Here is a 20,824-nt window from a genome sequence, read left to right as displayed (position 1 = left end):
GAACGAGGCGCCCGGACGCCCAAACCCTCCCGTCCGGCGGCCTCAGCGCAGCGGCAGCCGCTCCGCGCCGTCGCGCTCCTCGGCGGGCCGGGGGCCGAAGATCCGGCGGTCGGCGGCGTCGATGGGGGTGTCGTTGATGCTGGCCTCGCGGCGGGACATCAGGCCGTGCGCGTCGAACTCCCAGAGCTCGTTGCCGTAGCTGCGCCACCACTGGCCGTCGGCGTCGTGCCACTCGTACTGGAAGCGGACGGCGATCCGGTCGTCCTCGAAGGCCCACAGGCTCTTGCGCAGGGCGTACTGGTGCTCGCGCTGCCACTTGGCGGTGAGGAAGGCGGTGATCTCCTCCCGGCCGGTGACGAAGGCGTCGCGGTTCCGCCAGACCGAGTCGGGGGTGTAGGCGAGGGCGACCCGGCGCGGGTCGCGGGAGTTCCAGCCGTCCTCGGCGGCCTGGACCTTGGCGAGCGCGCTCTCGCGGGTGAACGGCGGGCGGGGCGGGCGGTCCTCGGACATGGCGGCCTCCTCCGGCAGATGGAGAACGAGCGTTCTCCAGAGTCTCGGACCTAGAGTAGGGAACGACCGTTCTCCAGGTCAATCCGGATCCGACCGCCCGAGGAGCCGCCGTGCCCGCCCCACTCACCGAGGACCAGGTCCGCCAGGACGGCGCGGCACTGCTCGACGCCGCCGAGGCGCTGTTCTACGAGAAGGGCGTCCGGGCCGTCGGGATGGACGAGGTGCGCGCCGCGTCGGGGCTGCCGCTGAAGCGGATCTACCGGCTGCACCCGACCAAGGACGACCTGGTGGTGGCGGTGCTGCGCAGGCGGGACGCGCGCTGGCGCGGGCGGCTGGCGGCGGCCGTGGCGGAGCGGGCCGAGCCCCGGGAGCGGCTGCTGGCGGTGTTCGACTGGCTGGAGCGGTGGTTCGGCGAGCCGGGCTACCGGGGGTGCGCCTGGATCAACGCCTTCGGCGAGCTGGGCCCGTCCTCCCCGGCCGTGCTGGCCGAGGTCCGCGCCCACAAGGAGGCGTTCCACCGGGACCTCGCCACCTGGTGCCGGGCGGCCGGCCTGACCGACCCGGCGCCGGTCCAACTGCTGGCCGAGGGCGCCATCGTCACCGCCGCCATCACCGGCGACCCGACCCCCGCCGCCCGCGCCCGCACCGCCGTCGAGACCCTGCTCTCCGCCGCCGGACACTGAACGGAACGCGGCCGCGCTCGCGGCCCGTCCGCCGGGTGCCGGCGAACTTCCGCAGGTGGGCGACCTCCCGCTCGCTGAACGGGGGCTCGACCGCGATCCGGCCCGTGCACGTCGTGCGGCATCCCGTGCCCGGCACCGTGGCCGCGCCCGCCGACACGGTGACTTCCACGGACGGCCCGTTGCTCCGCAGCGCGAGCGGCCGCTTCACCTGCGGAACCTGACCCGGAGTCAGCCGGCTGCGGGGCCTGCACCGCCAGGCCCCGCCGCACCCCGTACCGTGGTGGCGAGAACCCCCCGGCCCGCACGCGAAGGAGCCTCATCGATGCGGATTCCCGGCTGGAACCATCTCGACGGCCGACATGGCCTGCCGTTGCGGACCCATGACTATCCACTCTGGCTGCGCGCGTGGCTGCGCGTCCCGCTCGTGGACCGGTTCGCCTACCCGCACGTCGTGCGGATCAACGCCACGCTCCCCCCGGATCACGGGGTGACGGCCGCAGCGTTCGACTACGACCCCACCCGAACGTCGGCCAAGCGGCGAACGCTGTACCGCAACCGCAGGGTCCACCGGCCCGGTCCCCCGGAGTGACAACCGCCGGCGTCGTACAGGGCCTGCTCGACGTGTCCGATTGCTCGGAGGCCGGGAACAGGGCTTCCAGGCCGGCCTGCCGGGCTGTCGGGCACAGTTGCCCGCCGTCGAGCAGCGGGACGTGCTGTCCCGCTTTCGGACGGACTTCTGCGAGTGCCTGTGCACGCGCGCGGACGCGCCCTTCGAGCTCACCGGCGCGGTGCAGATGCTCCAGGCCCACCTCGCCGTGCGCGGTGAAAGACCAGGCCGAGAAGCCGTTGTCTTTCCGGGAGCCGCGGGTGTGCTTCCCCCGGTGAGGCACGGGGAGGGCGCCTCGACAACGGTTGTGGGCGGACGATCGATTCGACGCCCGGACCGCCACTCGCAAACCAGCAGCCGCAGCCGCAGCCGCAGCCGACGCCCGGCCCGGACGGTGGAGGGCGGCGGTATTTGAATACCGTTCGCCTGCTAGCGTGGCGCTGTCCGCCGCCGGTCCGCGAAGGCCGGCGGCCCCTTCGAGCGGGCGGCCGGGCCGTCCCGGGAGTCGCGCCGTGATCGAGTTCAAGAACCCGCAGTCGATCGAGAAGATGGCCGTCACCGGCCGGTTCGTCGCCGAGACGCTGGCCGAGCTGTCCGCGCTCGCCGAGGTCGGGCGGGACGTGATGGACCTGGAGCTGCGGGCCCGCGAGCTGATCGAGCGGCGCGGCGCGCAGTCCTGCTACTGGGACTACGCGCCGTCCTTCGGCCGCGGCCCGTTCCGCAACGTGATCTGCCTGTCGGTGAACGACGCCGTGCTGCACGGGCAGCCGCACCCGTACGTGCTGCGCGACGGGGACGTGCTGAGCCTGGACTTCGCGGTGTCGATCGACGGCTGGGTGGCCGACTCGGCGGTCACCGTCATCCTCGGCACGCCCGCCGAGCAGGACGTCCGGCTGGTCGACTCGACCCGGGCGGCGCTGGACGCGGCGATCGCCGCCGCGGTGCCCGGCAACCGGATCGGCGACATCTCGGCCGCCATCGCCGCCGTCGGCCAGGGCGCGGGCTACCGGATCAACACCGACTTCGGCGGCCACGGCCTGGGCCGCACCATGCACGAGGACCCGCACGTCGCCAACGTCGGCCGCCCCGGACGCGGGCTGGAGCTGCGCCCCGGCCTCACCCTGGCGCTGGAGCCGTGGTGGTGCGCGGGCACCGCCAAGCTGAAGACCGACCCGGACGGCTGGACGCTGCGCTCGGCGGACGGCTCGCGCGGCGCGCACGCCGAACACACCGTGGCGATCACCGAGGACGGGCCGCGGGTGCTCACTGCCCTTTCCTGAGGCGGCAGTTCGGCCACGCTGGGTGAGCGGCGGATGGACGGTCGGTGGCGGCTGTGGCCCGCCCCATAGCCCGGGCGCTGGACGGTCGGCAGCCGGTCAGCGCCCCGTCACGCGCTGTGCGCCGTTCCCCGGCGATCGGGGCCCAAAACCGGTGAGCCCGGTCACACCGCGCGGCGTCCGGGCCCGGAAAATCGCGGTCCGGTCGGCCCGCGGCAGCCGCTGTACCGGCGGTAACAGGCCGCTGAGCTGGGCAGACCTTCGAATGCTTGGCGTTCGGTCGGAACGCCCGTAGCTTCGTAACCAGTGCAGGGCGCACTACCCGGGATCACCCGAATCGAAGCCCCGGCGCGGCAGACCAGCCGCCCGTACGGGCAGGGTGACCGCGACGAGCGCCGGTCGATCAGCGACCGGCCCCGTCCGATCCACAAGCGCGAGAGACCGCGGGCCCATCGGGGCCCTGGTTCCGCCTTGCCTGCCCGGGGCATCCGAAAGGAACCGCATGATCTTCCGTAACGAGACCGCCGCCGCCACGACCGCCACCACCGCCGAGAAGGGCAGCCGTACCCGCAACCGCGTCCGCGCCGCCGTCGTGGCGGGCTCCGCGGTGGCCGTCCTCCCGGTGGCCGGCCTCGTGGCGGCGACCTCGGCCTCGGCCGCGGACGTGTCCACCTGGGACAAGGTCGCGCAGTGCGAGTCGACCGGCAACTGGTCCATCAACACCGGCAACGGCTTCTACGGCGGCCTGCAGTTCACCTCCTCCACCTGGGCCGCTTTCGGCGGCACCGCCTACGCCCCGCAGGCCGACCAGGCCAGCAAGGCGCAGCAGATCGCCGTCGCCGAGAAGGTGCTGGCCTCCCAGGGCCCCGGCGCCTGGCCGGTGTGCTCGATCCAGGCCGGTCTGACCAAGGGCGGCGCCGCCGCCCAGGTCGACACCTCCGCGGGCAGCTCCAGCAACTCCAGCAGCTCCACCAAGTCCTCGAAGCCGGCCACCACCTCGACCGACGCCCAGTCCACCAACTCCTCGTCGAACAAGGGCACTTCGCAGCGCTCCACCGACCAGGGCCAGGGTCAGGGCCAGGCCCAGTCCTGGAAGAAGAGCGACAACGGCTCGAAGGGCAACGGCGGCAGCTACACCGTCAAGGACGGCGACACCCTGGGTGCGATCGCGGCCGCCAACGGCACCACCGTGGACGCGCTGTTCAACGCCAACGCGCAGACCATCGGCGCCAACCCGGACGTCATCTACCCGGGTCAGGTCCTCTCGGTCTGAGGCGACTCCCCGGCCCAGTAGGCCACTTCGCAGGACGCCGACGGCCGCCCCTCATGTCGGGAGGGGCGGCCGTCGGCGTTCTCGCGTGCCCGGGCGGCGGCTCAGTCGAACCAGTCGGGGTCGGCGGCGTCGATCAGCTCGCGCAGCGCGGGCCGGTCCGCGAACGCGCCGGAGAGCAGGGCGCCGAGCTCGCGCAGCGCCGCCGGGTCGTCGCCGTAGGCCACGAACATGCCGGCCTCCGGGTCGTAGCTGAACCGCCCCTCCAGGTGCGGGGCCCGGTTCTGCACCGCGGAGCGCGCCACCGCCTCCCAGCCGTAGCCGCCGTTGGGCTGGCCCGCGGCCTCGAACACCTCGTCCACCTCGGTCATCCGGTCGTCCGTCAGCATCAGGCAGTAGGAGCCGGGCCGGTGGTCGTACTCGAAGAACACCAGAGGGGCGTAGGTCTCACGATCAGTCATGGGCCGGACGCTACCGGGCCCCGCCGACAGCGGCGCGGGCGGGCCGACCGGGCGTGGCAGGACCTCCTCGACGGCGCTGGTGCCCGCGCCCGGGCGGGACTCCCAGCGCCAGGTCTCGTCCAGCCGCAGCCGCCCGTCCGGGAGCCGGGTCAGCCGGCTCACGCAGTGGCCGGAGTTGGTCTCGCCGTCCCGGTTGAGCTGCACGTAGCGGAAGTCGACGGTGTCGCCGGTGCGGGTGCCGACCAGGTGCCCGTGCACGATCTCGCCGCCCCGGTAGTCGGCCCAGACCCGGCCGTCCCGCTCGCGGTAGGCGAACCGGGTCCCGGGGTCGACCTCGCCGTGCGCGGCGCGGGCGACCGGCGCGAACTCCAGTCCGTCGAGCGAGGGCAGCACGGGCGCCACGGCGAACTCCTCCGGCCAGGGGTGGGTGTGCCGCCCAGTCGACCACGGCCGCTCCCCGCACCACCGGCCTTTCCGCATGGTGGGACGCGAGCCGGGCTCGCTTTCGGCGCGACTGCGGTACGCCTACGGTGCGATAGCGGTACGCCTTCGGCGCGACTGCGGTGCGGTCGGGCGCCGGAGCCGAACTGACGGACCAACGGGAAAGCGTTTTCCGTACGCCATTGAGACGTTGGCGGGGCCATCCGGGCAGGCACGCTCCGGGGCGGCGGGTCGCCGGGAGCGCGCGCGGCCGCGCCCCAGGGGTGCCGGGGCGCGGCCGTCGTGGTGCGGGCGGTGCTGGGTCAGGCGGCCGCGGCGATCTGGCCCAGGACGGCGGCCAGCTGGGCGGCGACCTCGGCGTCGTCGGACGGGTGGGTCTCGGCGAAGCGGACCACCGAGCCGGCCACGGAGAGCTTCACGTCCTCCAGGACCTTCGCGCCGGCGATGCCCGCGGCCTTGCGGGCCTCGTCCTGCGCCCAGACGCCGCCGTACTGGCCGTAGGCGGTGCCGACCACGGCGACCGGCTTTCCGGTCAGCGCGCCCGCGCCGTACGGGCGGGACAGCCAGTCGATGGCGTTCTTCAGCACGGCGGGGATGGTGCCGTTGTACTCGGGCGAGAACAGCAGCAGCGCGTCGGCCGCGGCAGCGGCCTCGCGCAGCGCGACGGCGGCGGCCGGGACGCTGCCCTCGACGTCGATGTCCTCGTTGTAGAACGGGATCTCGGCCAGGCCCTCGGCGATGGTCACCTCGGCGCCCTCGGGCGCCAGCTTGACGGCCGCCTCGGCGAGCTGACGGTTGTGCGAGCCGGCGCGGAGGCTGCCGACGAGGGCGAGGATGCGGACGGACATGTGGGAACTCCCGAGAGACGTCATCTGCCCGGGGCCCTCGCGGGCCACGGGGAACGAACGGCGGACCGGCGTTGCCGGACTGCGGACCGGCTTTACCGGACTGTGGTCCGGTTGGGGGCCCGAATGGAGTCTGCCACGGAAACGGACCACAGTCCATTTTCTTCCGGAGGGAGTTAGAGTGAGGCCCATGACCTCCCCCGCCACCCCCACCGGACCGGTCGCACCCCCGCCCGCCGACCGCCCCCTCCTCCCGCTCCACGACCAGGAGCCGGCCGAGCGCGCGGACGCCGCCCGCAACCGGGTCAAGGTCCTCGGCGCCGCCGCCGAACTGATCCGGGAGCGGGGCGCGGAACATCTCACCATGGACGCGGTCGCCACCGCCGCCGGAGTCGGGAAGGGGACGGTCTTCCGCCGCTTCGGCGACCGCACCGGCCTGCTGTACGCCGTGCTCGACAGCACCGAGCGCGAGTTCCAGGCCGCCTTCATGTTCGGCCCGCCGCCGCTCGGCCCCGGCGCCGCCCCACTGGCCCGGCTGACCGCCTTCGGCGAGACCGCGCTGCGCCACCAACTCGCCCACATGAACGTCTACTTGGAGTCCGACCGGCACACCGCCACCCGCTACACCGCCGCCCCCCGCGCGGTCCGCACCCGCCACCTCGTCCTGCTGCTCCGCGCGGCCGGCGTCCACGGCGACCTGGAACTCCTCGCCGACGCCCTGCTCGGCATGCTCGACCCGGCCCTGATCCACGACCAGCTGACCCGGCGCGGCCGCAGCCCCGAACAGCTCGAAGCCGCCTGGCGCGACCTGGTCACCCGCCTGGCCCGCTGACCACCCCTCGGCCCCTCGGCCCGTCAGCCCCCGCCCCGTCCCGGCGGGCCCGCCGAGCCTTTCCCGTTCCCGTCGTCGGCGACGTTCCCGTCCGCAGCGTTGCCGTCGTCCGTGAAGTCCACCTCGACCCGCTGCTCCGGGCGGCGCTCCTCCTGCCGGGCCAGCGAGGCCAGCACCTCCTCGTCCGGGCCGGTCAGCGGCGGCTGGAGCAGCGAGCGCGGCCACAGCCGGCGCGCCAGCACCACGTTCGACTCGGCGGCCAGCACCGTCACCTGCGCCGCCAGGTACAGCCAGGACAGCAGGCCGATCACGGTGGCGAAGAACCCGTACACCGCCGTGGCGTGCCGCAACTGGTGCGCCACCAGGGCCGCGCCGAACGCCTGGAGCAGGGTGAACAGCGGCCCGGCGAGGACGCTGCCAGGCAGCAGTGCCCGCGTCCCGATCTCACGGGGCGTCAGGATGCGCAGGCAGAGCGCGAACAGCGCCGTGTTCACCACCGCCGACAGCAGCAGCCCGCCCACCCGGGCGAACGGCCCGGCCGGGGCCGTGCCGACCAGCGCCGCCGAGGCCGTCGCCAGGACCGTCCCCGTCCCCAGCGCCGCGAACAGCAGCAGGCTGCGGGCCAGCCGCGGCCAGTACCCCGGCCGCCGCACCCCCGGCACGTTCCACACCTCCGCCATCGCGTGCTGCAGCACCTGGGCGATCCCGAGCGCCCCGTACAGCAGCCCGGCGGCGCCGATCGCCAGCGCCAGGCCGCTGCCCCGCACCGAGTGCACGTTCTCGCGCAGCTGGTCGCCGATGATCGGGAAGTCGGCGAGCGCGGAGTCCAGCACGGCCCGCTGCGCACCGGGGCGGCCGTGCAGCACGAAGCCGAGCACCGTCGACAGCAGCAGGAGCAGCAGCACCAGCGCCACGAAGCCGTAGTAGGTGATCAGCGCGGCCAGCAGGCCGCCCCGGTCGTCGCCGTACTTCTTCACCACGCCGACCGTCGCGGCGACCGGCCTGATCCGGCGCTGGGTGCGGTCGACCGCCCGCAGCGCCCGCTCGATCGGGTTCACCTGCCCGCACCTCCCGGCTCGCGGCCCGCTGTTGCCGTCCCGCGTATGCCCGGCCGCGGGCAGCGAATCTGGCGGAGGGCAGCGAATCCGGCGGCGGGGAGCCAATCCGGTGCCGGGGTGCGCAACGGGCGGCGGGCCGCGGAGGGGGCGTCGGCGGGGTGTGAATCCGGGCGCGGCGGAAAGGCGGCACCCGTTCCCCGGCGGACCGTTCGGGGACGGACGTCGGCGCGAGGAGGCGGGAACGTGTGGTGGAGCGCGGTGCGGCTGGTGGCGGCCGGGGCGGCGGTGGGGGTGCTGCTGTACGGGCTCGACCGGCTCGTCGAGGCGGTCGCGGTCCGGCTGGCCGCCCGGTCCACCCGGTCGGGGGCGGTGCCGGAGCTGCTGCGCGGCTGCCGGCGGCCGATGCTGGCCGTCGCGGCCTGCCTGCTGATGCTCGCCGCCCAGCCGTGGGTCCGGGCGCCCGCCGGCGTCGCGCACCTGCTGACGCTGGCCACCATCGGCTCCTGCGGATGGCTGGCCGGCCGGGCCGCCGTCCTGCTGCTGGACGGCGCGGTGCGGCTCGCCGTGCGGCGGCGCGACCCGGGCTGGGTCGGCCGGGCCCGCACCCAGGCCGGGCTGCTCGGCCGGATCCTGCAGGCGGCGATCGCGCTGCTGGCGCTGGCCGCGATGCTGATGACCTTCCCCGCGGTGCGGGTGCTCGGCACCAGCCTGCTCGCCTCCGCCGGACTGGTCGGCGTGGTGGCCGGCATCGCCGCGCAGAGCACCCTGTCGAACCTGTTCGCGGGCATCCAGATGGCCTTCGGCGACCTGGCCCGGATCGGGGACGTGGTGGTGGTCGGCGGCGAGTGGGGCACCGTCGAGGAGATCACCCTGACCGCCGTGGTGATCGCCACCTGGGACCAGCGCCGGATCGTGATGCCGATGTCCTACTTCGCGGGCCGCCCGTTCGAGAACTGGTCCCGCCGCACCTCCCGGATCACCGGCACCGCGCTGCTGCACCTCGACCACAGCACTCCCGTCGACCTGCTGCGGATCGAGTTCGAGGACTTCCTCGCCAAGAACCCGCGCTGGGACGGCGAGGGCAGCGCCCTCCAGGTCGTCGACACCACCCCGAGCACCCTGGTGGTCCGCGCCCTGGCCACCGCCGCCAACGCCGACGACGCCTTCGCCCTCCGCTGCGAACTCCGCGAACACCTGGTCGCCCACCTGCGCGAACACCACCCGCACGCCCTCCCCAGGGTCACCGTCGCGGGCGGCCGGGAGGGGTGAACGCACGGCCGCCCCGCATGCTCCGACGCATCGCCGCCGTCGTCCGGTCGGCACGATGACACGATGACGCGATGACGCGATGAACCGGAAGGGACGGCCTACGCGTCGCGGCCTGCGGGCTGCAGGACGGCGAAGCAGGCGGCGGTGGCCAGTCCGTACACCAGGTGCGCGGTCAGGTCCTTGGCCAGGGTGCTCCGGTCGTAGTCGGTGATCGGCCGGTAGAGGCCGGTCGCCGGCAGGACGAGATAGCCCGTCGCCCACACTCCCGCGCCGAACGGGAGGCCGTAGCCGATCCGAGGCCTGCGCAGCGACCCGGCCAGCAGGCCGTACTGCACACCTCCGAGTGAGCCGTAGGCCCAGTGGGTGGCGTTGTTGGCCGTCCGGGCCCACCGGTTGGGCAGCTTGCGCTGGAACAGGCCCTCCACCAGTCGGCGGCCGACCTGTGCGGGGGCCGGGGCGTGCTCCCAGCCCCGGAGGGAGGCCGACGATTCCCAGGGGGCGAACCGTTCCTCGCCGCCGGTGCGCCGGTAGCGCAGGTACAGCAGCGCATCCATCGCGAGCGTGCCGGCGGCGCCGGCGAGTGCCCCGCGAGCCACGGCTCCCAGCGGTGTTGTCTTCGCCATACCTCGACGATACCGACGGTGCCCGGACCGGCGCTCCGGGCGACGGAAGGCGTCGGGGCCCGGGCTCCCGCGCCCGGTCGGGCACCGGGTCGAACACGGAGGGTGGCCGTCGCCCGGTGCAGCGGTTGCCGGTGGGCCGGGCCGGTCACACGATCGGGCTGTGCCGTCCGCGCCGCCGGCTCCGGGGGTGCGCGCGCATCCGGGTCGGGCCCCTCCTGGCGGGTCCGCCCGGTCGTTCCCGCCCCCGTCGAAAGGCGAGCCCGTGCCCGACAACCGCGACGTGCCCGACAACCGCGAGCAGGCCCAGACCAACGCGCTGCCCGACAACACCGGATCGGCAACCGCCGGCGGCTGCCCGTTCACCGGCGGGCAGCCCGGCCCGCTCAAGGGGGACGGCATCCAGCAGTGGTGGCCCGAGCGCCTCGACCTCGGCGTGCTGCGCCGCTACGCCGGGGGCGCCGATCCGAACGGGGACGGCTTCGACTACGCCGCCGCGTTCGACGCGCTCGACCTGGCGGCGGTGAAACGGGACATCGAGCGGGTGCTGACCACCTCCCAGGACTGGTGGCCCGCGGACTTCGGGCACTACGGCCCGTTCATCATCCGGATGGCCTGGCACCTGTCGGGCACGTACCGGGTCACCGACGGCCGGGGCGGCAACGGCGCCGGGCTCCAGCGTTTCGCCCCGGTCAACTCCTGGCCCGACAACGTCAACCTCGACAAGGCCCGGCGGCTGCTGTGGCCGGTGAAGCAGACCTACGGGCGGGCCCTGTCGTGGGCCGACCTGATGGTGCTGGCGGGCAACGTGGCCCTGGAGTCGATGGGCTTCACGACCTTCGGCTTCGGCGGCGGCCGGGAAGAGGTGTGGGGCCCGGACGAGGCCGTGTACTGGGGCCCCGAGGCGGTGTGGCTCACCGACCACCGGCACCAGGAGGACGGCGAGCTCCGGGCGCCGCTGGCCGCGTCCATGATGGGCCTGATCTACGTCAACCCCGAAGGCCCCGACGGCCGTCCGGACCCGATGGCCGCGGCCACCGACATCCGCGAGACCTTCGCCCGGATGGCGATGAACGACGAGGAGACCGTCGCCCTGTGCGCGGGCGGCCACACCTTCGGCAAGACCCACGGCGCCGCGCCCTCCGACACCCTGGGCCCCGAGCCGGAGGCCGCTCCGTTGGAGGAGCAGGGGCTGGGCTGGAAGGGCACCCACGGAACGGGCAAGGGCAACGACACCGTCACCAGCGGCCTGGAGGTCATCTGGACCGACACCCCCACCCGGTGGGACAACCGCTACTTCGAGATCCTGCTCGGCTACGAGTGGGAGCTGACGAAGAGCCCGGGCGGCGCGCACCAGTGGCGGCCCAAGGACGGAGCGGGCAAGGACACCGTCCCCGACCCGCACGATCCCGCCGCCCGGCGCACCCCCGCCATGCTGACCACCGACGTGGCGATGCGGGTCGACCCGGACTACGCGCGGATCTGCCGCCGCTTCCTCGACCACCCCGAGGAGTTCGCCGACGCCTTCGCCCGGGCCTGGTACAAACTCACCCACCGCGACATGGGGCCGATCACCCGCTACCTGGGGCCCGAGGTCGCCGCGGAGCAGCTGATCTGGCAGGACCCGCTGCCCGCCCCCACCGAGGCGCCGCTCGACCCCGGCGCCGTCGAACAGCTCAAGTCCCGGGTCCTGGCCGCCGGCATCCCGACCGCCGACCTGGTGTGGCTCGCCTGGTCCTCCGCGTCGACGTTCCGCCGCAGCGACAAGCGCGGCGGCGCCAACGGCGCCCGCATCCGGCTGGAGCCGCAGAACGGCTGGGCCGTCAACGAGCCCCACCGCCTGGCCGGGCTGCTGCGGCAGTTGGAGGACATCCGCGCGGACTTCGCCGCCGCCCGCCCCGAGGGCCACGGCGTCTCCACGGCCGACCTGATCGTGCTGGCCGGCACCGCCGCCGTCGAGAAGGCCGCCGCGGACGCCGGGCACGACGTCAAGGTCGCCTTCACCCCCGGCCGGGTCGACGCGACCCAGGAGCACACCGACATCGACGGCTTCTCCTACCTGGAGCCCGCCTCCGACGGGTTCCGCAACTACCCGGGCAAGGACGCCGTCCCCGCCGAGTACCGCCTCGTCGACCGCGCCGACCTGCTCGCCCTGAGCGCCCAGCACCTCACCGCCCTGGTCGGCGGCCTGCGCACCCTCGGCGCGACCTACCAGAGCAGCACGACGGGCGTGCTGACCGCCACCCCCGGTGTGCTGACCAACGACTGGTTCGTCAACCTCCTCGACCGGACCACCGCGTGGACCCCCGCCGCGCACGACCCCTCGCTCTACGAAGGCCGCGACCGCGCCACCGGCACCGTCCGCTGGCACGCCGGCCGCGCGGACCTGGTGTTCGGCTCCAACGCCGAACTCCGCGCCCTCGCCGAGGTCTACGCCTCCGCCGACGGCGCGGCGAAGTTCGTCGAGGACTTCGCCGCCGCCTGGACGCAGGTGATGGACCTGGACCGGTTCGACCTGCGGGAGCGCCCGCGGTCCTGACCCGCCGTCGGCGACCCGTCGGCACCACCACCGCCGTGCGCTGCGCCTCCGCGGCCCGGCCCGGGAAGGCCGCCCGCCTTCCCGGGCCGGATCCTCCGGATCAGCAGGTACCGAGGTCCTGCCAGACGCCCCACCGACCGGTGGTGCCGGGCTCCTCGCCCAGCGTCCACCACTTGGCGCCCCACCGGTGGCCCTGCCACGAGACGGTGTTGCCGGCGGTGTAGACCTGTGTGCCGACCCAGGGGGCGGCGGGGCACGCCGGAGGGGTGGCGGTGCCGGTCACGGTGAGCGTGTAGGTCGCGGAGGACGTGGCCGAGGTGCCGGTCAGCGTGCCCTCGACCGTCAGCGTGTAGGTGCCGGGGACGACCGTGGACACGGTCGACACGGACAGGGCGGCGCTGGAGCCCCCGTTGACCGAGGACGGGCTGACCGAGGCACTGACCCCCGCAGGAACGCCGCTGACCGTCATCGCGACGGACGTGTTCGAGCCGTTGTTGACGAGGGCCGTGTGCACGGTCGCGGTGGTCGAGGAGCCGGCGGTCACCGCGCCCGAGGACGGGCTGACCTGCACCTGGACGGCGGGCACCTGGACGCTCGACGCCGAGGGCGACGGGGAGCTCGAGGGGGAGGGGACGGCGGCAGCGCCGGGGCCGGTGAGGGCCACGCCGGCGAGGGCGGCGGCTGCGGCGAGCAGGGTTCGGAGTGGTGTGCGAACGGGTCCGGCCATGGACCGCGCTCCCTTCGAAGGTGGGGACTTCGGAGACCTGAAGCACTCTGGACCGGACCCATATTGGTGGTCTGGACCACCTGACTGTCAAGGGTCCTGGCCGACCCCGGGGCGCGAAGGAGGGCCGGGTGACCGGGTGCCTCCCCGGCCGCCCGGTCGCGCCGGGCCGGGGCGGGGCGGGGTCAGGCGAGGTCGAGTTCGCCGACGGTCTGGTCGCCGCTGGTCTCGCCGGTGGGGCGGAAGCCGAGGCCGAGGTAGAAGGCTTCGGGGCCGTCCGGGCCGGGGTGCCAGGTGGTGGTGAGGCGGGTGCCGCCGCGGCGGCGGATCTCGGCGGCGACCTGCTGGACGGCGTAGCGGCCGTAGCCGCGGCCCTGCTCCCCGGCGACGATGTTCAGCCGCCACAGGCCGGAGCGGTGGTCGGTGCCGTCGTTGCGGAAGTCGATGTCGAAGAAGGCCATCAGGAAGCCGACGATCCGCTCCCCGTCCATGATCAGCCGGGGCCAGGCGACCCCGGGGTAGACGTACGCCTCGGCCAGCGAGTGGACCACCGGGGAGACCAGGTGGGCCTGGTCGGGGCGGACCTGCACGGCGAGCGCCGCGTCCAGGTTCGCGGCGGTGATCTTCTCCAGACGGGGTGACGTGATCATTCGGGAAGGCTACCTCCGCCCGCCGATCCGGCCGCACTCCCGGTCAGAGGTAGTCCTCCAGGCGGGCGACGGCGAAACCCTGGGCGGTGGCGGTGTCGACCACCCGGCGCAGCATGTCGGACATGTCGCCCTTCCAGTCGGCGGACGGGGCCCGGAAGTGGGTCAGCACAATGTCGCCCGGGTGCAGCTTCTGGTCGGCGTAGCGGTACTCGACGCGGTCGGGGAACGCCTCCTCGTTCCACAGCGGGACGGCCTCGATCCCGCAGGACGCGGCGGTGCGCAGCGCGGCCTCGGTGTACTCGCCGTACGGGGGCCGGAACAGGCGGGGCCGGGTGCCGGTCTCCTGCTCCAGGCGGTCCTGCTGGCCGCAGATCTCGCGCCGCAGCGCGTCGGGGCCGAGGCGGCGCAGGTCCGGGTGGTTGACGGTGTGGTTGTTCAGGGCCGTCCCGTGCTCGCGCATGGCGCGGAAGTAGCCGTAGTCGGAGCGGGCCAGGTAGTCGGAGAGGAACGCGGACAGCGGCACGCCCAACTCGGCGGCCATCGCGGCGAACCGGGGGTCCTTCTCGGCGCCGTCGTCGACGGTGAGGAAGACCACCTTGTCACTGGTCGGGACGCGGTACACCACGGGCGGCAGGCCGGCAGAGCGCTTGACGCCGGGGCCGTCGGCGAGCGCGGGTTTGACGGCCGGCGGGGCGGGCGCCTTCAACGGGAGTGCCGCCAGCCCCCAGCGGCGGGCCGTCGCGGCGGCCTGTTCGAGCGTCGACTCGCGCTCGACGGAGGAGAGTCGGCTGTTCATTTCCTGTCGGCCGGCAGCCTGCGGAAGCATCGCGGGCGCGGCGGGAGCAGCCGGTGCGGCGGGAGCGGCCGGGGCCCCGGCGGCGGGCGGTGCGGCCCGGGTGGGCCGGTCGGCGGCCTGCGGGGGCGGGTCCTGGGCGGGCCGCGCGGAGCAGCCGACGGCGAGGGCGGCGAGCGCGGTGAGAGCGGCCAGCCCGCGCCGACGGGCCCGGCCCGGGCGGCGGGGACGATCCGCGTGGCGGAGGCGGCGGGACTCGACGGATTGCGTGGACCCCGAGAAGCCGGGGAAGCCGGTGGAGTCGGCTGGCACGGTGGAGCCGGCAGGGGCGGCGGGTTGGGTGGAACCGGTGGGTTCGGCGGGGCCCGCGAGGTCGGTCGGCGTGGCGGAGCCGGTGGGTTCGGCCGGGGCGGCGGGTTGGGCGGAGCCGGGGGATGCGGCGGAGCCAGTGGGGCCGGTGAGTGCGGTAGGTGCAGCGGAGTCAGCAGGACCGGCGAGGTCGGCCGGCGTGGTGGAGCCGGTGGGTTCGGCGGGTTCGGGTGGGGCGGCAGGGGTCGGCATACCGGCCGATGATCCCCTTGTCGTACTTGCCCTACCGTCGGCCTGCGCCCCGCCACCCGGACGGCCCACCGCCGTCCCCCGTTTGACGCGCTCCCGGGTGCGGCGTACAGAGAAGAACATGGGCCAGGGTGTCCCGGCGGAGCCCCTCGAACCGGCCTCGCCCCCGCAGACCGACCCGGCGACGCGCCCCGACCGGACCGCGGACGGCGCCCGGCCGCCGTGGAGCGCGGCCGAGCCCCTGCTCGCCGACGGCCTGCTGCGGGCCGTCCGCGCCACGGCCGCGTACGGCGGGGTGCTCTACCTGCGTTCCGCCGACCGCCGCTCGCTGGTGGCCGCCGCCGTGGTCGGGATCCCGCCGCGGCTGCTCGAACCGTTCCACCGGATCGCCGTCGCCGCGCCGCTGCCCGTCGCCGACTCCTACCGGGGCGGTCGCACCATCGTCCTCGCCGACGCCGACGACACCGCGCGCCGCTACCCCCGGCTGGCCGTCGGACTGCCCTACGCGCACGCCTCCGCCACCACCCCCGTCACCGCCGGGGACCAGGACTTCGGCGCCCTCGCCGTCTTCTGGCCGTCCGACGGCACCCGCCCGCCCGCCGCCGCCCGCCGACAGTTGCGCGGCGCCGGCAACCGCCTCGCCACCGGCCTGCTCCCGTACGGGGACCTGGTCCGCGCCGACGGCCCGCCTACCGTGGTGCCGCTGCCCGGGCCCGGCGGCGACGGCGTCCGGCTCGGCTTCCTCGACCGCGACCCGGCCACCGGCCTGCTCGTCCCCGACGCCGCCCTGCGCGACCTCCTCGACCCGGGCAGCGGCCTGCTCGACCACGGCCACGGCCCGCCCGGCTCCGGCAAAGGGGCCGACGAAGAGCACGGCAAGGAGCACGGTGCGAACCACGGTGAAGAGCGTGGCGCGGACGGCCCCGACCTGCTGGAGCGTCTCGTCCCCGAGGACGCCGCCCGGCTGCGCCGCACCGTCCGCAGGGCCGCTGAGCAGGGGCGCCCGTTCACCGAGCGGGTGCGGCTGCGCGAGGCCGGCGGGGGGCTGCGTCCGCTCGAACTGCACGGGCACCCGGTGGCGGGGGCGGGACGGCTGGTGGTCGCGGTGGTCGACGCCACCGCGGCCGCGGCCGCCACCGCCGCGGTCGAACGACTCCGCGACGGGGTGTTCGCGCTCGACCCCGACGGGCGGGTCGGCCACGTCAACCGGAGCGCCGAGCTGCTGCTGCACGCCACCCGCGCCGAACTGCTCGGGCGCCGCCCCTGGGAGGTGCTGCCCTGGCTGGCCGACCCGGCCTACGAGGACCGCTACCGCTCCGCGATGCTCTCCCAGCAGCCCACCGCGTTCCTGGCCCGCCGCCCGCCCGGCCACTGGCTGGCGTTCTCGCTCTACCCGGACGGGCACGGCCTGACCGGCCGGATCGTGGCCGCCGCGCCCAGCACCGACACCACCCTGCCGGAGGCCCCGCCGGCCACCACCGCCTCCGTCGGCACCGTCTACCACCTGCTGCAGCTGGCTGCCGCGCTGGCCGAGGCGGTCACCGTCCAGGACGTCGCCGCGGCCGTCGTCGAGCAGATCCTGCCCGGGTTCGGCGGCCAGGAGACCGCCCTCTACCTGGCCCGCGACGGGCGGATGCACCTGGTGACGGAAAGCGGTTACCCGCCGGGTTTCCTCGAACCCTTCGAGGGCACCCCGATCCGCACCCGGCTGCCCGGCACCGAGGTGTTCACCACCGGCGCGCCGGTCTTCTTCGAGTCCGAGCGGGAACTGGCCGCCGCCTACCCGGGCATCGCCCGCGACGAGATGCGGGCCTGGGCGTTCCTCCCGCTGATCGCCTCCGGCCACCCCGTCGGCAGCCTGATCCTGGGCTTCGACCGGCCCCGCTCCTTCACCGTCGAGGACCGCTCGGTGCTCGGCGCCCTCGGCGGCCTGATCGCCCAGGCCCTGGAACGGGCCCGGCTCTACGACGCCGAGTCCGCCGTCGCCCGCGGCCTGCAGCAGGCCCTGCTGCCGCACCGGCTGCCGACCGTCCCCGGGCTGGAGACCGCCGCCCGCTACCTCCCCGGCACCCGCGGCATGGAGATCGGCGGCGACTGGTACGACGTGCTGCCCGGCCGCGCGGGCGTCGTCCTGGTCATCGGCGACGTCGAGGGCCACAGCGTCAAGGCCGCCGCGCTGATGGGCCAACTCCGCAGCGCGGTGAGGGCGTTCGCCAGCGGCGGGGAACCCCTGGCGGACGTCGCCCGGCGCACCAACCGGTTGCTGGCCGACCTGGACGCCGGGCTGCTCGCCTCCTGCTGCCTGCTCCGCCTCGACCCCGCGACCCGCCTGCTGCACGGCGTCCGGGCCGGGCACCTCCCGCCGCTGCTGCGCGACCCGGGCGGCCGCACCACCCTGCTCGACCTGGCCGGCGGCCCGCTGCTCGGCATCGACCCGGACCTGGACTTCCCCGTCACCGCGACCGTGCTGCCGCCCGGCGCCACCCTGGTGCTGTACACCGACGGGCTGGTCGAGTCCGCCGCCGCCCCGCTCACCGAGGGCATCGACCGGCTGCGCAGCACCCTCGCGCACGCCGCCGCCGACACCCTCGAACCGCTCGCCGACACCCTGCTCGGCCAGGCCCGCCACCGCGACCACCGGGCCGACGACGTGGCGCTGCTGATCGCCCGGCTGGCAGGCTGAGAGCGCGCCGCTCCGGGGTACGACGATGGTCGCGGGCGGGGTGCGGCTTTCGGCGACAGCGGGGCGGGGCGGGCACTCGCTAGGGTCGCAGGGTGATGCGCACGTGGGTGGGGAAGGCGTTCCCGGGGCCGTGGACGTGGCGGCCGGTGGTCCGTGAGGTGCTGGTCGGGCTGCTGGTCGGCGCCCTGGCCTGGCTGTTCCAGCTGGGCGACAGCGTCGGCTGGCCGCCCGTCCCGGTGACGGCGGCGGCCGTGCTGCTGTTCGCGCTGCGGCGCGGGCTGCCCGGCCCGGTGCTGGTGCTCGCCTCGATCGCCTCCGGCGGCGCCTCCGGCTTCCTGCCGGTGCTGGCCGCCGCCGGTCACTCGGCGGGCCGCCGGATCACCCGCCCCTGGCAGGCGCCGCTGGTGTTCGGCCTCGGCTTCCTCGGCATGATCGGCACCGCCGTGCTCCAGCACGGGTACGAGCCCTTCCCGGTGATCGGCCTGATCGGCGTCTGCACGGTCGGGTTCCTGCTGGTCGGCGTGCTGCCCGCGGTCTTCGGCCGGTACCGGGCGCAGCGCACCCAACTGCTGGACAGCCTGCGCCAGCGCAACGAGCAGCTGGTCCGGGAACGGGTGATGATCGCCCACCAGGCCCGGCTGCGCGAGCGCCACCGGATCGCCCAGGACATGCACGACAGCCTCGGCCACCAGCTGGCCCTGATCGCCGTGCACACCGGCGCGCTGGAGGTGGACCGCACCCTGGGCGAGCGCCAGCGCGAGGCGGTCGGTGTGCTGCGGCAGGCCGCGACCGGGGCGATGCGCGAACTGCGCGAGGTGGTCGGCCTGTTGAAGGACGACAGCGCCACCGTGCCCGGCGGGGTGGACGCGATCGGCGCGCTGGCCGAGGCGTCCCGGACGGCCGGCACCGAGGTCGAGCTGCGCCGGGAGGGCACGCCGCGCGAGGTGTCCGCGCCGACCGGCCACGCCGCGTACCGGATCGCCCAGGAGGGCCTGACCAACGCCCACAAGCACGCCCCCGGCGGGCGGATCGCGCTGACGGTCCGCTACGAGCCGGACACCCTGGTGGTGGAGGTGGCCAACGGTCCCGGCGGGGACGCGGCGGCGGCGGTCTCCGGCGGCCAGGGCCTGACGGGGCTGCGCGAACGGGCCCGGCTGCTCGGCGGGATCGTGCACGCGGGGCCCGCGCCGGACGGCGGCTTCCGGCTGGCCGGCCTGCTGCCGTACGCCCCCGACGGTGCGGCCGCGATGCTCTCCGCCGAGCTGGAGGACGAGGAACTCGCCGCGCTGGCAGGCCAGTTGGTCGGCCCGGAGAAGCGCCGCCGGAGCCCGCTGGTGGGCTGCGCGCTGGGCGCGTTCGGGGTGCTGGGGGTGGTCGCGCTGGTCGGCGTGGTCGGGGTGATCCTGTTCGTCAACTCGCTGCGCGAGGCCACCGTGGACACCGGGCTGTACGACGCGTTCCAGGTCGGCCAGTCCGAGCAGAGCGTCAACGACCGGCTGCCGTCCGGCAGCGACTTCCTCACCCACGACTTCCGCAAGGTCGGCCCGCCGGTCCCGGAGGGCGCGCACTGCCGCTGGTTCGCCGGCGACCTCGACGGCGACTCGGCCGGCGGCCAGGACGTGGTCCGGTTCTGCTTCAAGGACGGCGCGCTGGTGGAGAAGCAGCACTTCCGTGGGAAGGTGTAGCCGCCCCGGCCGCCGGGCCGGGCGGAGCGCGAGAGGGAGTCCGTGCGGTGATCCGTGTGCTGGTGGCCGACGACGAGCCGCTGATCCGGGCCGGCATCCGGATGATCCTCGGCTCCGCCGAGGACATCGAGGTGGTCGGCGAGGCCGCGGACGGCGCGCAGGCGCTCCGGCTGGCCCGCGAACTCGCCGCCGACGTGCTGCTGCTGGACATCCGGATGCCGGTGCTGGACGGGCTGGGCGCGCTCGCCGAACTGCCCCGCGCGGCGCCCGGCACCCGGGCGATCGTGCTGACCACCTTCGGCGAGCGGGAGAACGTGCTGCGCGCGATCGGCGCGGGCGGCGCCGGGTTCCTGCTCAAGGACACCGCCCCCGCCGAACTGATCCAGGCGGTCCGGGCCGCCGCCACCGGACACGCCTTCCTCTCCCCGGCCGCCACCCGGCACATCGTCGACAGCCTCGCCGACGGAACCGCCGCCGCGCGCGGCGAGCAGGCCAGGCGACGGCTGGCGGTGCTCACCGCGCGCGAACGCGAGGTGGTGGACCTGCTGGGGGAGGGCCTGTCGAACGCCGACACCGGCGCCCGCCTGCACATGAGCGAGGCCACGGTGAAGACCTACGTCAGCCGCATCCTCGCCAAACTGGACTGCGGCAACCGGGTGCAGGCCGCCCTGCTGGCCCGCGACGCCGCGCTCTGACGGACCGTCCGGCGGGCGGTCAGGGGAACGGGACCTCCGGGTCGATCCCGAGCAGCTCGGCCCGTTCGCGGTACTTCTCCCGGAACACCGCCAGCGCCCGGGGGCGGAACGGGTCCGCCGGGTCGATCGCCGCGAACGCCGCCAACGCCTCTGCCATCAGGCCGAGTTGGAGATCCCGATGGGGCGCCACCGGCGGGTGGACGGTCATCTCGACCGCGGCCAGCGCCAGGCGCGGCAGGTGCACCGCCGGGGCGACCCGGGCCAGCAGCCGGTGCGCCCGATAGGTCTCCCACGGGCCGGGCGCCTCGCTGCCCGCCAGCAACACCCGTGCCCGCAAAGCCAGTTCATGATCAACGTGTGTGGACACACGGCTCCTGTCGACTCGTCCAAGGGGGAATGCGGACGAGTCTGCGCCCCGGCGGGCCACCCCGACAAGGGCGATCGGATGTGCGTCCGGTCCTACCGGAACAGCCCTCCCAGCAGGCAGAATGGGGTCGGTACGCTGCCGGAGGGGGTGGCGGAGCCTCTCAGAGGGCGTTCGATAGGGGATTCCCCCCAACTGTCCGGATTTGATCGCTGCGGCACGGACTCGATTCCAGGATCTCGTGGCGACCGGGTCCGTGT

19 protein-coding genes and 1 pseudogene are annotated in these 20,824 nt (G+C 74.9%); 10 read left to right on the top strand and 10 right to left on the bottom strand.

The genetic code is table 11. The features are described from left to right. Positions 1 to 42: 42 nt before the first annotated feature. Entirely contained in the window at positions 43 to 510 is a 468-nt protein-coding gene (locus ACIOHG_RS35180; RefSeq protein WP_400957029.1) for a nuclear transport factor 2 family protein, read from the bottom strand. A 110-nt stretch (positions 511 to 620) separates the two neighbouring features. On the opposite strand from ACIOHG_RS35180, the gene ACIOHG_RS35175 reads away from it, so the two are divergent. The 4 genes from ACIOHG_RS35175 to ACIOHG_RS35160 all read left to right on the top strand — a co-directional run bounded on the left by ACIOHG_RS35175 (position 621) and on the right by ACIOHG_RS35160 (position 4,350). Beyond that, entirely contained in the window at positions 621 to 1,193 is a 573-nt protein-coding gene (locus ACIOHG_RS35175) for a TetR/AcrR family transcriptional regulator (RefSeq protein WP_400957026.1), read from the top strand. A gap of 322 nt (positions 1,194 to 1,515) precedes the next feature. Then, complete coding sequence (locus tag ACIOHG_RS35170) at positions 1,516 to 1,782, top strand: hypothetical protein (RefSeq protein WP_400957023.1); 267 nt, start codon at positions 1,516 to 1,518, stop codon at positions 1,780 to 1,782. 530 nt (positions 1,783 to 2,312) lie between these two features. Continuing rightward, positions 2,313 to 3,080 (top strand): type I methionyl aminopeptidase, encoded by a 768-nt coding sequence (gene map / locus ACIOHG_RS35165; RefSeq protein WP_400957020.1) that lies wholly within the window; start codon positions 2,313 to 2,315, stop codon positions 3,078 to 3,080. A gap of 499 nt (positions 3,081 to 3,579) precedes the next feature. Next, entirely contained in the window at positions 3,580 to 4,350 is a 771-nt protein-coding gene (locus tag ACIOHG_RS35160) for a transglycosylase family protein (RefSeq protein WP_400957018.1), read from the top strand. Between the two features lie 101 nt (positions 4,351 to 4,451). On the opposite strand, the gene ACIOHG_RS35155 is transcribed toward ACIOHG_RS35160, so the two are convergent. From ACIOHG_RS35155 to ACIOHG_RS35145, 3 genes and pseudogenes are all read right to left on the bottom strand, one after another. Further along, a complete protein-coding gene (locus ACIOHG_RS35155) occupies positions 4,452 to 4,808 on the bottom strand; it encodes an immunity 51 family protein (protein ID WP_400957154.1) in 357 nt (118 codons plus the stop codon). 60 nt (positions 4,809 to 4,868) lie between these two features. Further along, positions 4,869 to 5,201 (bottom strand): annotated as a pseudogene (locus tag ACIOHG_RS35150) (hypothetical protein); the annotation flags it as partial. 350 nt (positions 5,202 to 5,551) lie between these two features. After that, entirely contained in the window at positions 5,552 to 6,097 is a 546-nt protein-coding gene (locus tag ACIOHG_RS35145; protein ID WP_400957015.1) for an NAD(P)H-dependent oxidoreductase, read from the bottom strand. 187 nt (positions 6,098 to 6,284) lie between these two features. Between ACIOHG_RS35145 and ACIOHG_RS35140 the strand changes: the two genes are divergently transcribed. Then, positions 6,285 to 6,926, top strand: a complete 642-nt coding sequence (locus tag ACIOHG_RS35140) for a TetR/AcrR family transcriptional regulator (protein ID WP_400957012.1) — start codon at positions 6,285 to 6,287, stop codon at positions 6,924 to 6,926. Between the two features lie 23 nt (positions 6,927 to 6,949). Here the strand turns inward: ACIOHG_RS35140 and ACIOHG_RS35135 are convergent, their stop codons facing one another. Beyond that, positions 6,950 to 7,984: a YihY/virulence factor BrkB family protein gene (locus tag ACIOHG_RS35135; protein ID WP_400957009.1), complete on the bottom strand. Its 1,035-nt coding sequence runs from the start codon at positions 7,982 to 7,984 to the stop codon at positions 6,950 to 6,952. A 243-nt stretch (positions 7,985 to 8,227) separates the two neighbouring features. Here ACIOHG_RS35135 and ACIOHG_RS35130 point away from each other — a divergent pair, with 243 nt between their 5' ends. Continuing rightward, positions 8,228 to 9,253, top strand: coding sequence for a mechanosensitive ion channel family protein (locus ACIOHG_RS35130; RefSeq protein WP_400957006.1), 1,026 nt, complete (start codon positions 8,228 to 8,230; stop codon positions 9,251 to 9,253). Between the two features lie 98 nt (positions 9,254 to 9,351). Here the strand turns inward: ACIOHG_RS35130 and ACIOHG_RS35125 are convergent, their stop codons facing one another. Continuing rightward, on the bottom strand, positions 9,352 to 9,876 hold the full coding sequence (locus tag ACIOHG_RS35125) for a hypothetical protein (protein ID WP_400957003.1): 525 nt from the start codon (positions 9,874 to 9,876) through the stop codon (positions 9,352 to 9,354). A 316-nt stretch (positions 9,877 to 10,192) separates the two neighbouring features. Here ACIOHG_RS35125 and katG point away from each other — a divergent pair, with 316 nt between their 5' ends. Continuing rightward, positions 10,193 to 12,412, top strand: a complete 2,220-nt coding sequence (gene katG / locus ACIOHG_RS35120) for a catalase/peroxidase HPI (RefSeq protein WP_400957152.1) — start codon at positions 10,193 to 10,195, stop codon at positions 12,410 to 12,412. Positions 12,413 to 12,512: 100 nt separating this feature from the next. Here katG and ACIOHG_RS35115 read toward each other — a convergent pair whose 3' ends face one another. The 3 genes from ACIOHG_RS35115 to ACIOHG_RS35105 all read right to left on the bottom strand — a co-directional run bounded on the left by ACIOHG_RS35115 (position 12,513) and on the right by ACIOHG_RS35105 (position 15,140). After that, the gene (locus ACIOHG_RS35115; protein ID WP_400957000.1) at positions 12,513 to 13,139 is read right to left on the bottom strand and encodes a hypothetical protein; all 627 of its coding nucleotides are present in this window, start codon (positions 13,137 to 13,139) and stop codon (positions 12,513 to 12,515) included. 182 nt (positions 13,140 to 13,321) lie between these two features. Further along, a complete protein-coding gene (locus ACIOHG_RS35110; RefSeq protein ID WP_400956997.1) occupies positions 13,322 to 13,786 on the bottom strand; it encodes a GNAT family N-acetyltransferase in 465 nt (154 codons plus the stop codon). Positions 13,787 to 13,829: 43 nt separating this feature from the next. Next, positions 13,830 to 15,140 (bottom strand): polysaccharide deacetylase family protein, encoded by a 1,311-nt coding sequence (locus ACIOHG_RS35105; RefSeq protein ID WP_400956995.1) that lies wholly within the window; start codon positions 15,138 to 15,140, stop codon positions 13,830 to 13,832. 118 nt (positions 15,141 to 15,258) lie between these two features. Between ACIOHG_RS35105 and ACIOHG_RS35100 the strand changes: the two genes are divergently transcribed. The 3 genes from ACIOHG_RS35100 to ACIOHG_RS35090 all read left to right on the top strand — a co-directional run bounded on the left by ACIOHG_RS35100 (position 15,259) and on the right by ACIOHG_RS35090 (position 20,200). Then, a complete protein-coding gene (locus ACIOHG_RS35100; protein ID WP_400956992.1) occupies positions 15,259 to 17,820 on the top strand; it encodes a SpoIIE family protein phosphatase in 2,562 nt (853 codons plus the stop codon). Positions 17,821 to 17,915: 95 nt separating this feature from the next. Next, positions 17,916 to 19,505, top strand: a complete 1,590-nt coding sequence (locus ACIOHG_RS35095) for a histidine kinase (protein ID WP_400957149.1) — start codon at positions 17,916 to 17,918, stop codon at positions 19,503 to 19,505. Positions 19,506 to 19,552: 47 nt separating this feature from the next. Then, positions 19,553 to 20,200, top strand: coding sequence for a response regulator (locus ACIOHG_RS35090; protein ID WP_400956989.1), 648 nt, complete (start codon positions 19,553 to 19,555; stop codon positions 20,198 to 20,200). 19 nt (positions 20,201 to 20,219) lie between these two features. On the opposite strand, the gene ACIOHG_RS35085 is transcribed toward ACIOHG_RS35090, so the two are convergent. Beyond that, positions 20,220 to 20,537: a hypothetical protein gene (locus ACIOHG_RS35085; RefSeq protein WP_400956986.1), complete on the bottom strand. Its 318-nt coding sequence runs from the start codon at positions 20,535 to 20,537 to the stop codon at positions 20,220 to 20,222. Between the last annotated feature and the right edge of the window lie 287 nt (positions 20,538 to 20,824).

It is taken from the genome of Kitasatospora sp. NPDC088134, assembly GCF_044741705.1.
Taxonomy (GTDB): Bacteria; Actinomycetota; Actinomycetes; order Streptomycetales; family Streptomycetaceae; genus Kitasatospora.
This window is presented reverse-complemented; position numbering and strand designations above follow the sequence as displayed.

Bases quoted from the DNA above. Each gene is read 5' to 3' on its own strand.
- ACIOHG_RS35115 (WP_400957000.1), bottom strand. From the start codon at position 13,139: ATGGCCGGACCCGTTCGCACACCACTCCGAACCCTGCTCGCCGCAGCC.
- ACIOHG_RS35125 (WP_400957003.1), bottom strand. From the start codon at position 9,876: ATGGCGAAGACAACACCGCTGGGAGCCGTGGCTCGCGGGGCACTCGCC.
- ACIOHG_RS35105 (WP_400956995.1), bottom strand. From the start codon at position 15,140: ATGCCGACCCCTGCCGCCCCACCCGAACCCGCCGAACCCACCGGCTCC.
- ACIOHG_RS35100 (WP_400956992.1), top strand. From the start codon at position 15,259: ATGGGCCAGGGTGTCCCGGCGGAGCCCCTCGAACCGGCCTCGCCCCCG.
- ACIOHG_RS35160 (WP_400957018.1), top strand. From the start codon at position 3,580: ATGATCTTCCGTAACGAGACCGCCGCCGCCACGACCGCCACCACCGCC.
- ACIOHG_RS35180 (WP_400957029.1), bottom strand. From the start codon at position 510: ATGTCCGAGGACCGCCCGCCCCGCCCGCCGTTCACCCGCGAGAGCGCG.
- ACIOHG_RS35110 (WP_400956997.1), bottom strand. From the start codon at position 13,786: ATGATCACGTCACCCCGTCTGGAGAAGATCACCGCCGCGAACCTGGAC.
- ACIOHG_RS35155 (WP_400957154.1), bottom strand. From the start codon at position 4,808: ATGACTGATCGTGAGACCTACGCCCCTCTGGTGTTCTTCGAGTACGAC.
- ACIOHG_RS35170 (WP_400957023.1), top strand. From the start codon at position 1,516: ATGCGGATTCCCGGCTGGAACCATCTCGACGGCCGACATGGCCTGCCG.
- ACIOHG_RS35095 (WP_400957149.1), top strand. From the start codon at position 17,916: ATGCGCACGTGGGTGGGGAAGGCGTTCCCGGGGCCGTGGACGTGGCGG.
- ACIOHG_RS35145 (WP_400957015.1), bottom strand. From the start codon at position 6,097: ATGTCCGTCCGCATCCTCGCCCTCGTCGGCAGCCTCCGCGCCGGCTCG.
- ACIOHG_RS35140 (WP_400957012.1), top strand. From the start codon at position 6,285: ATGACCTCCCCCGCCACCCCCACCGGACCGGTCGCACCCCCGCCCGCC.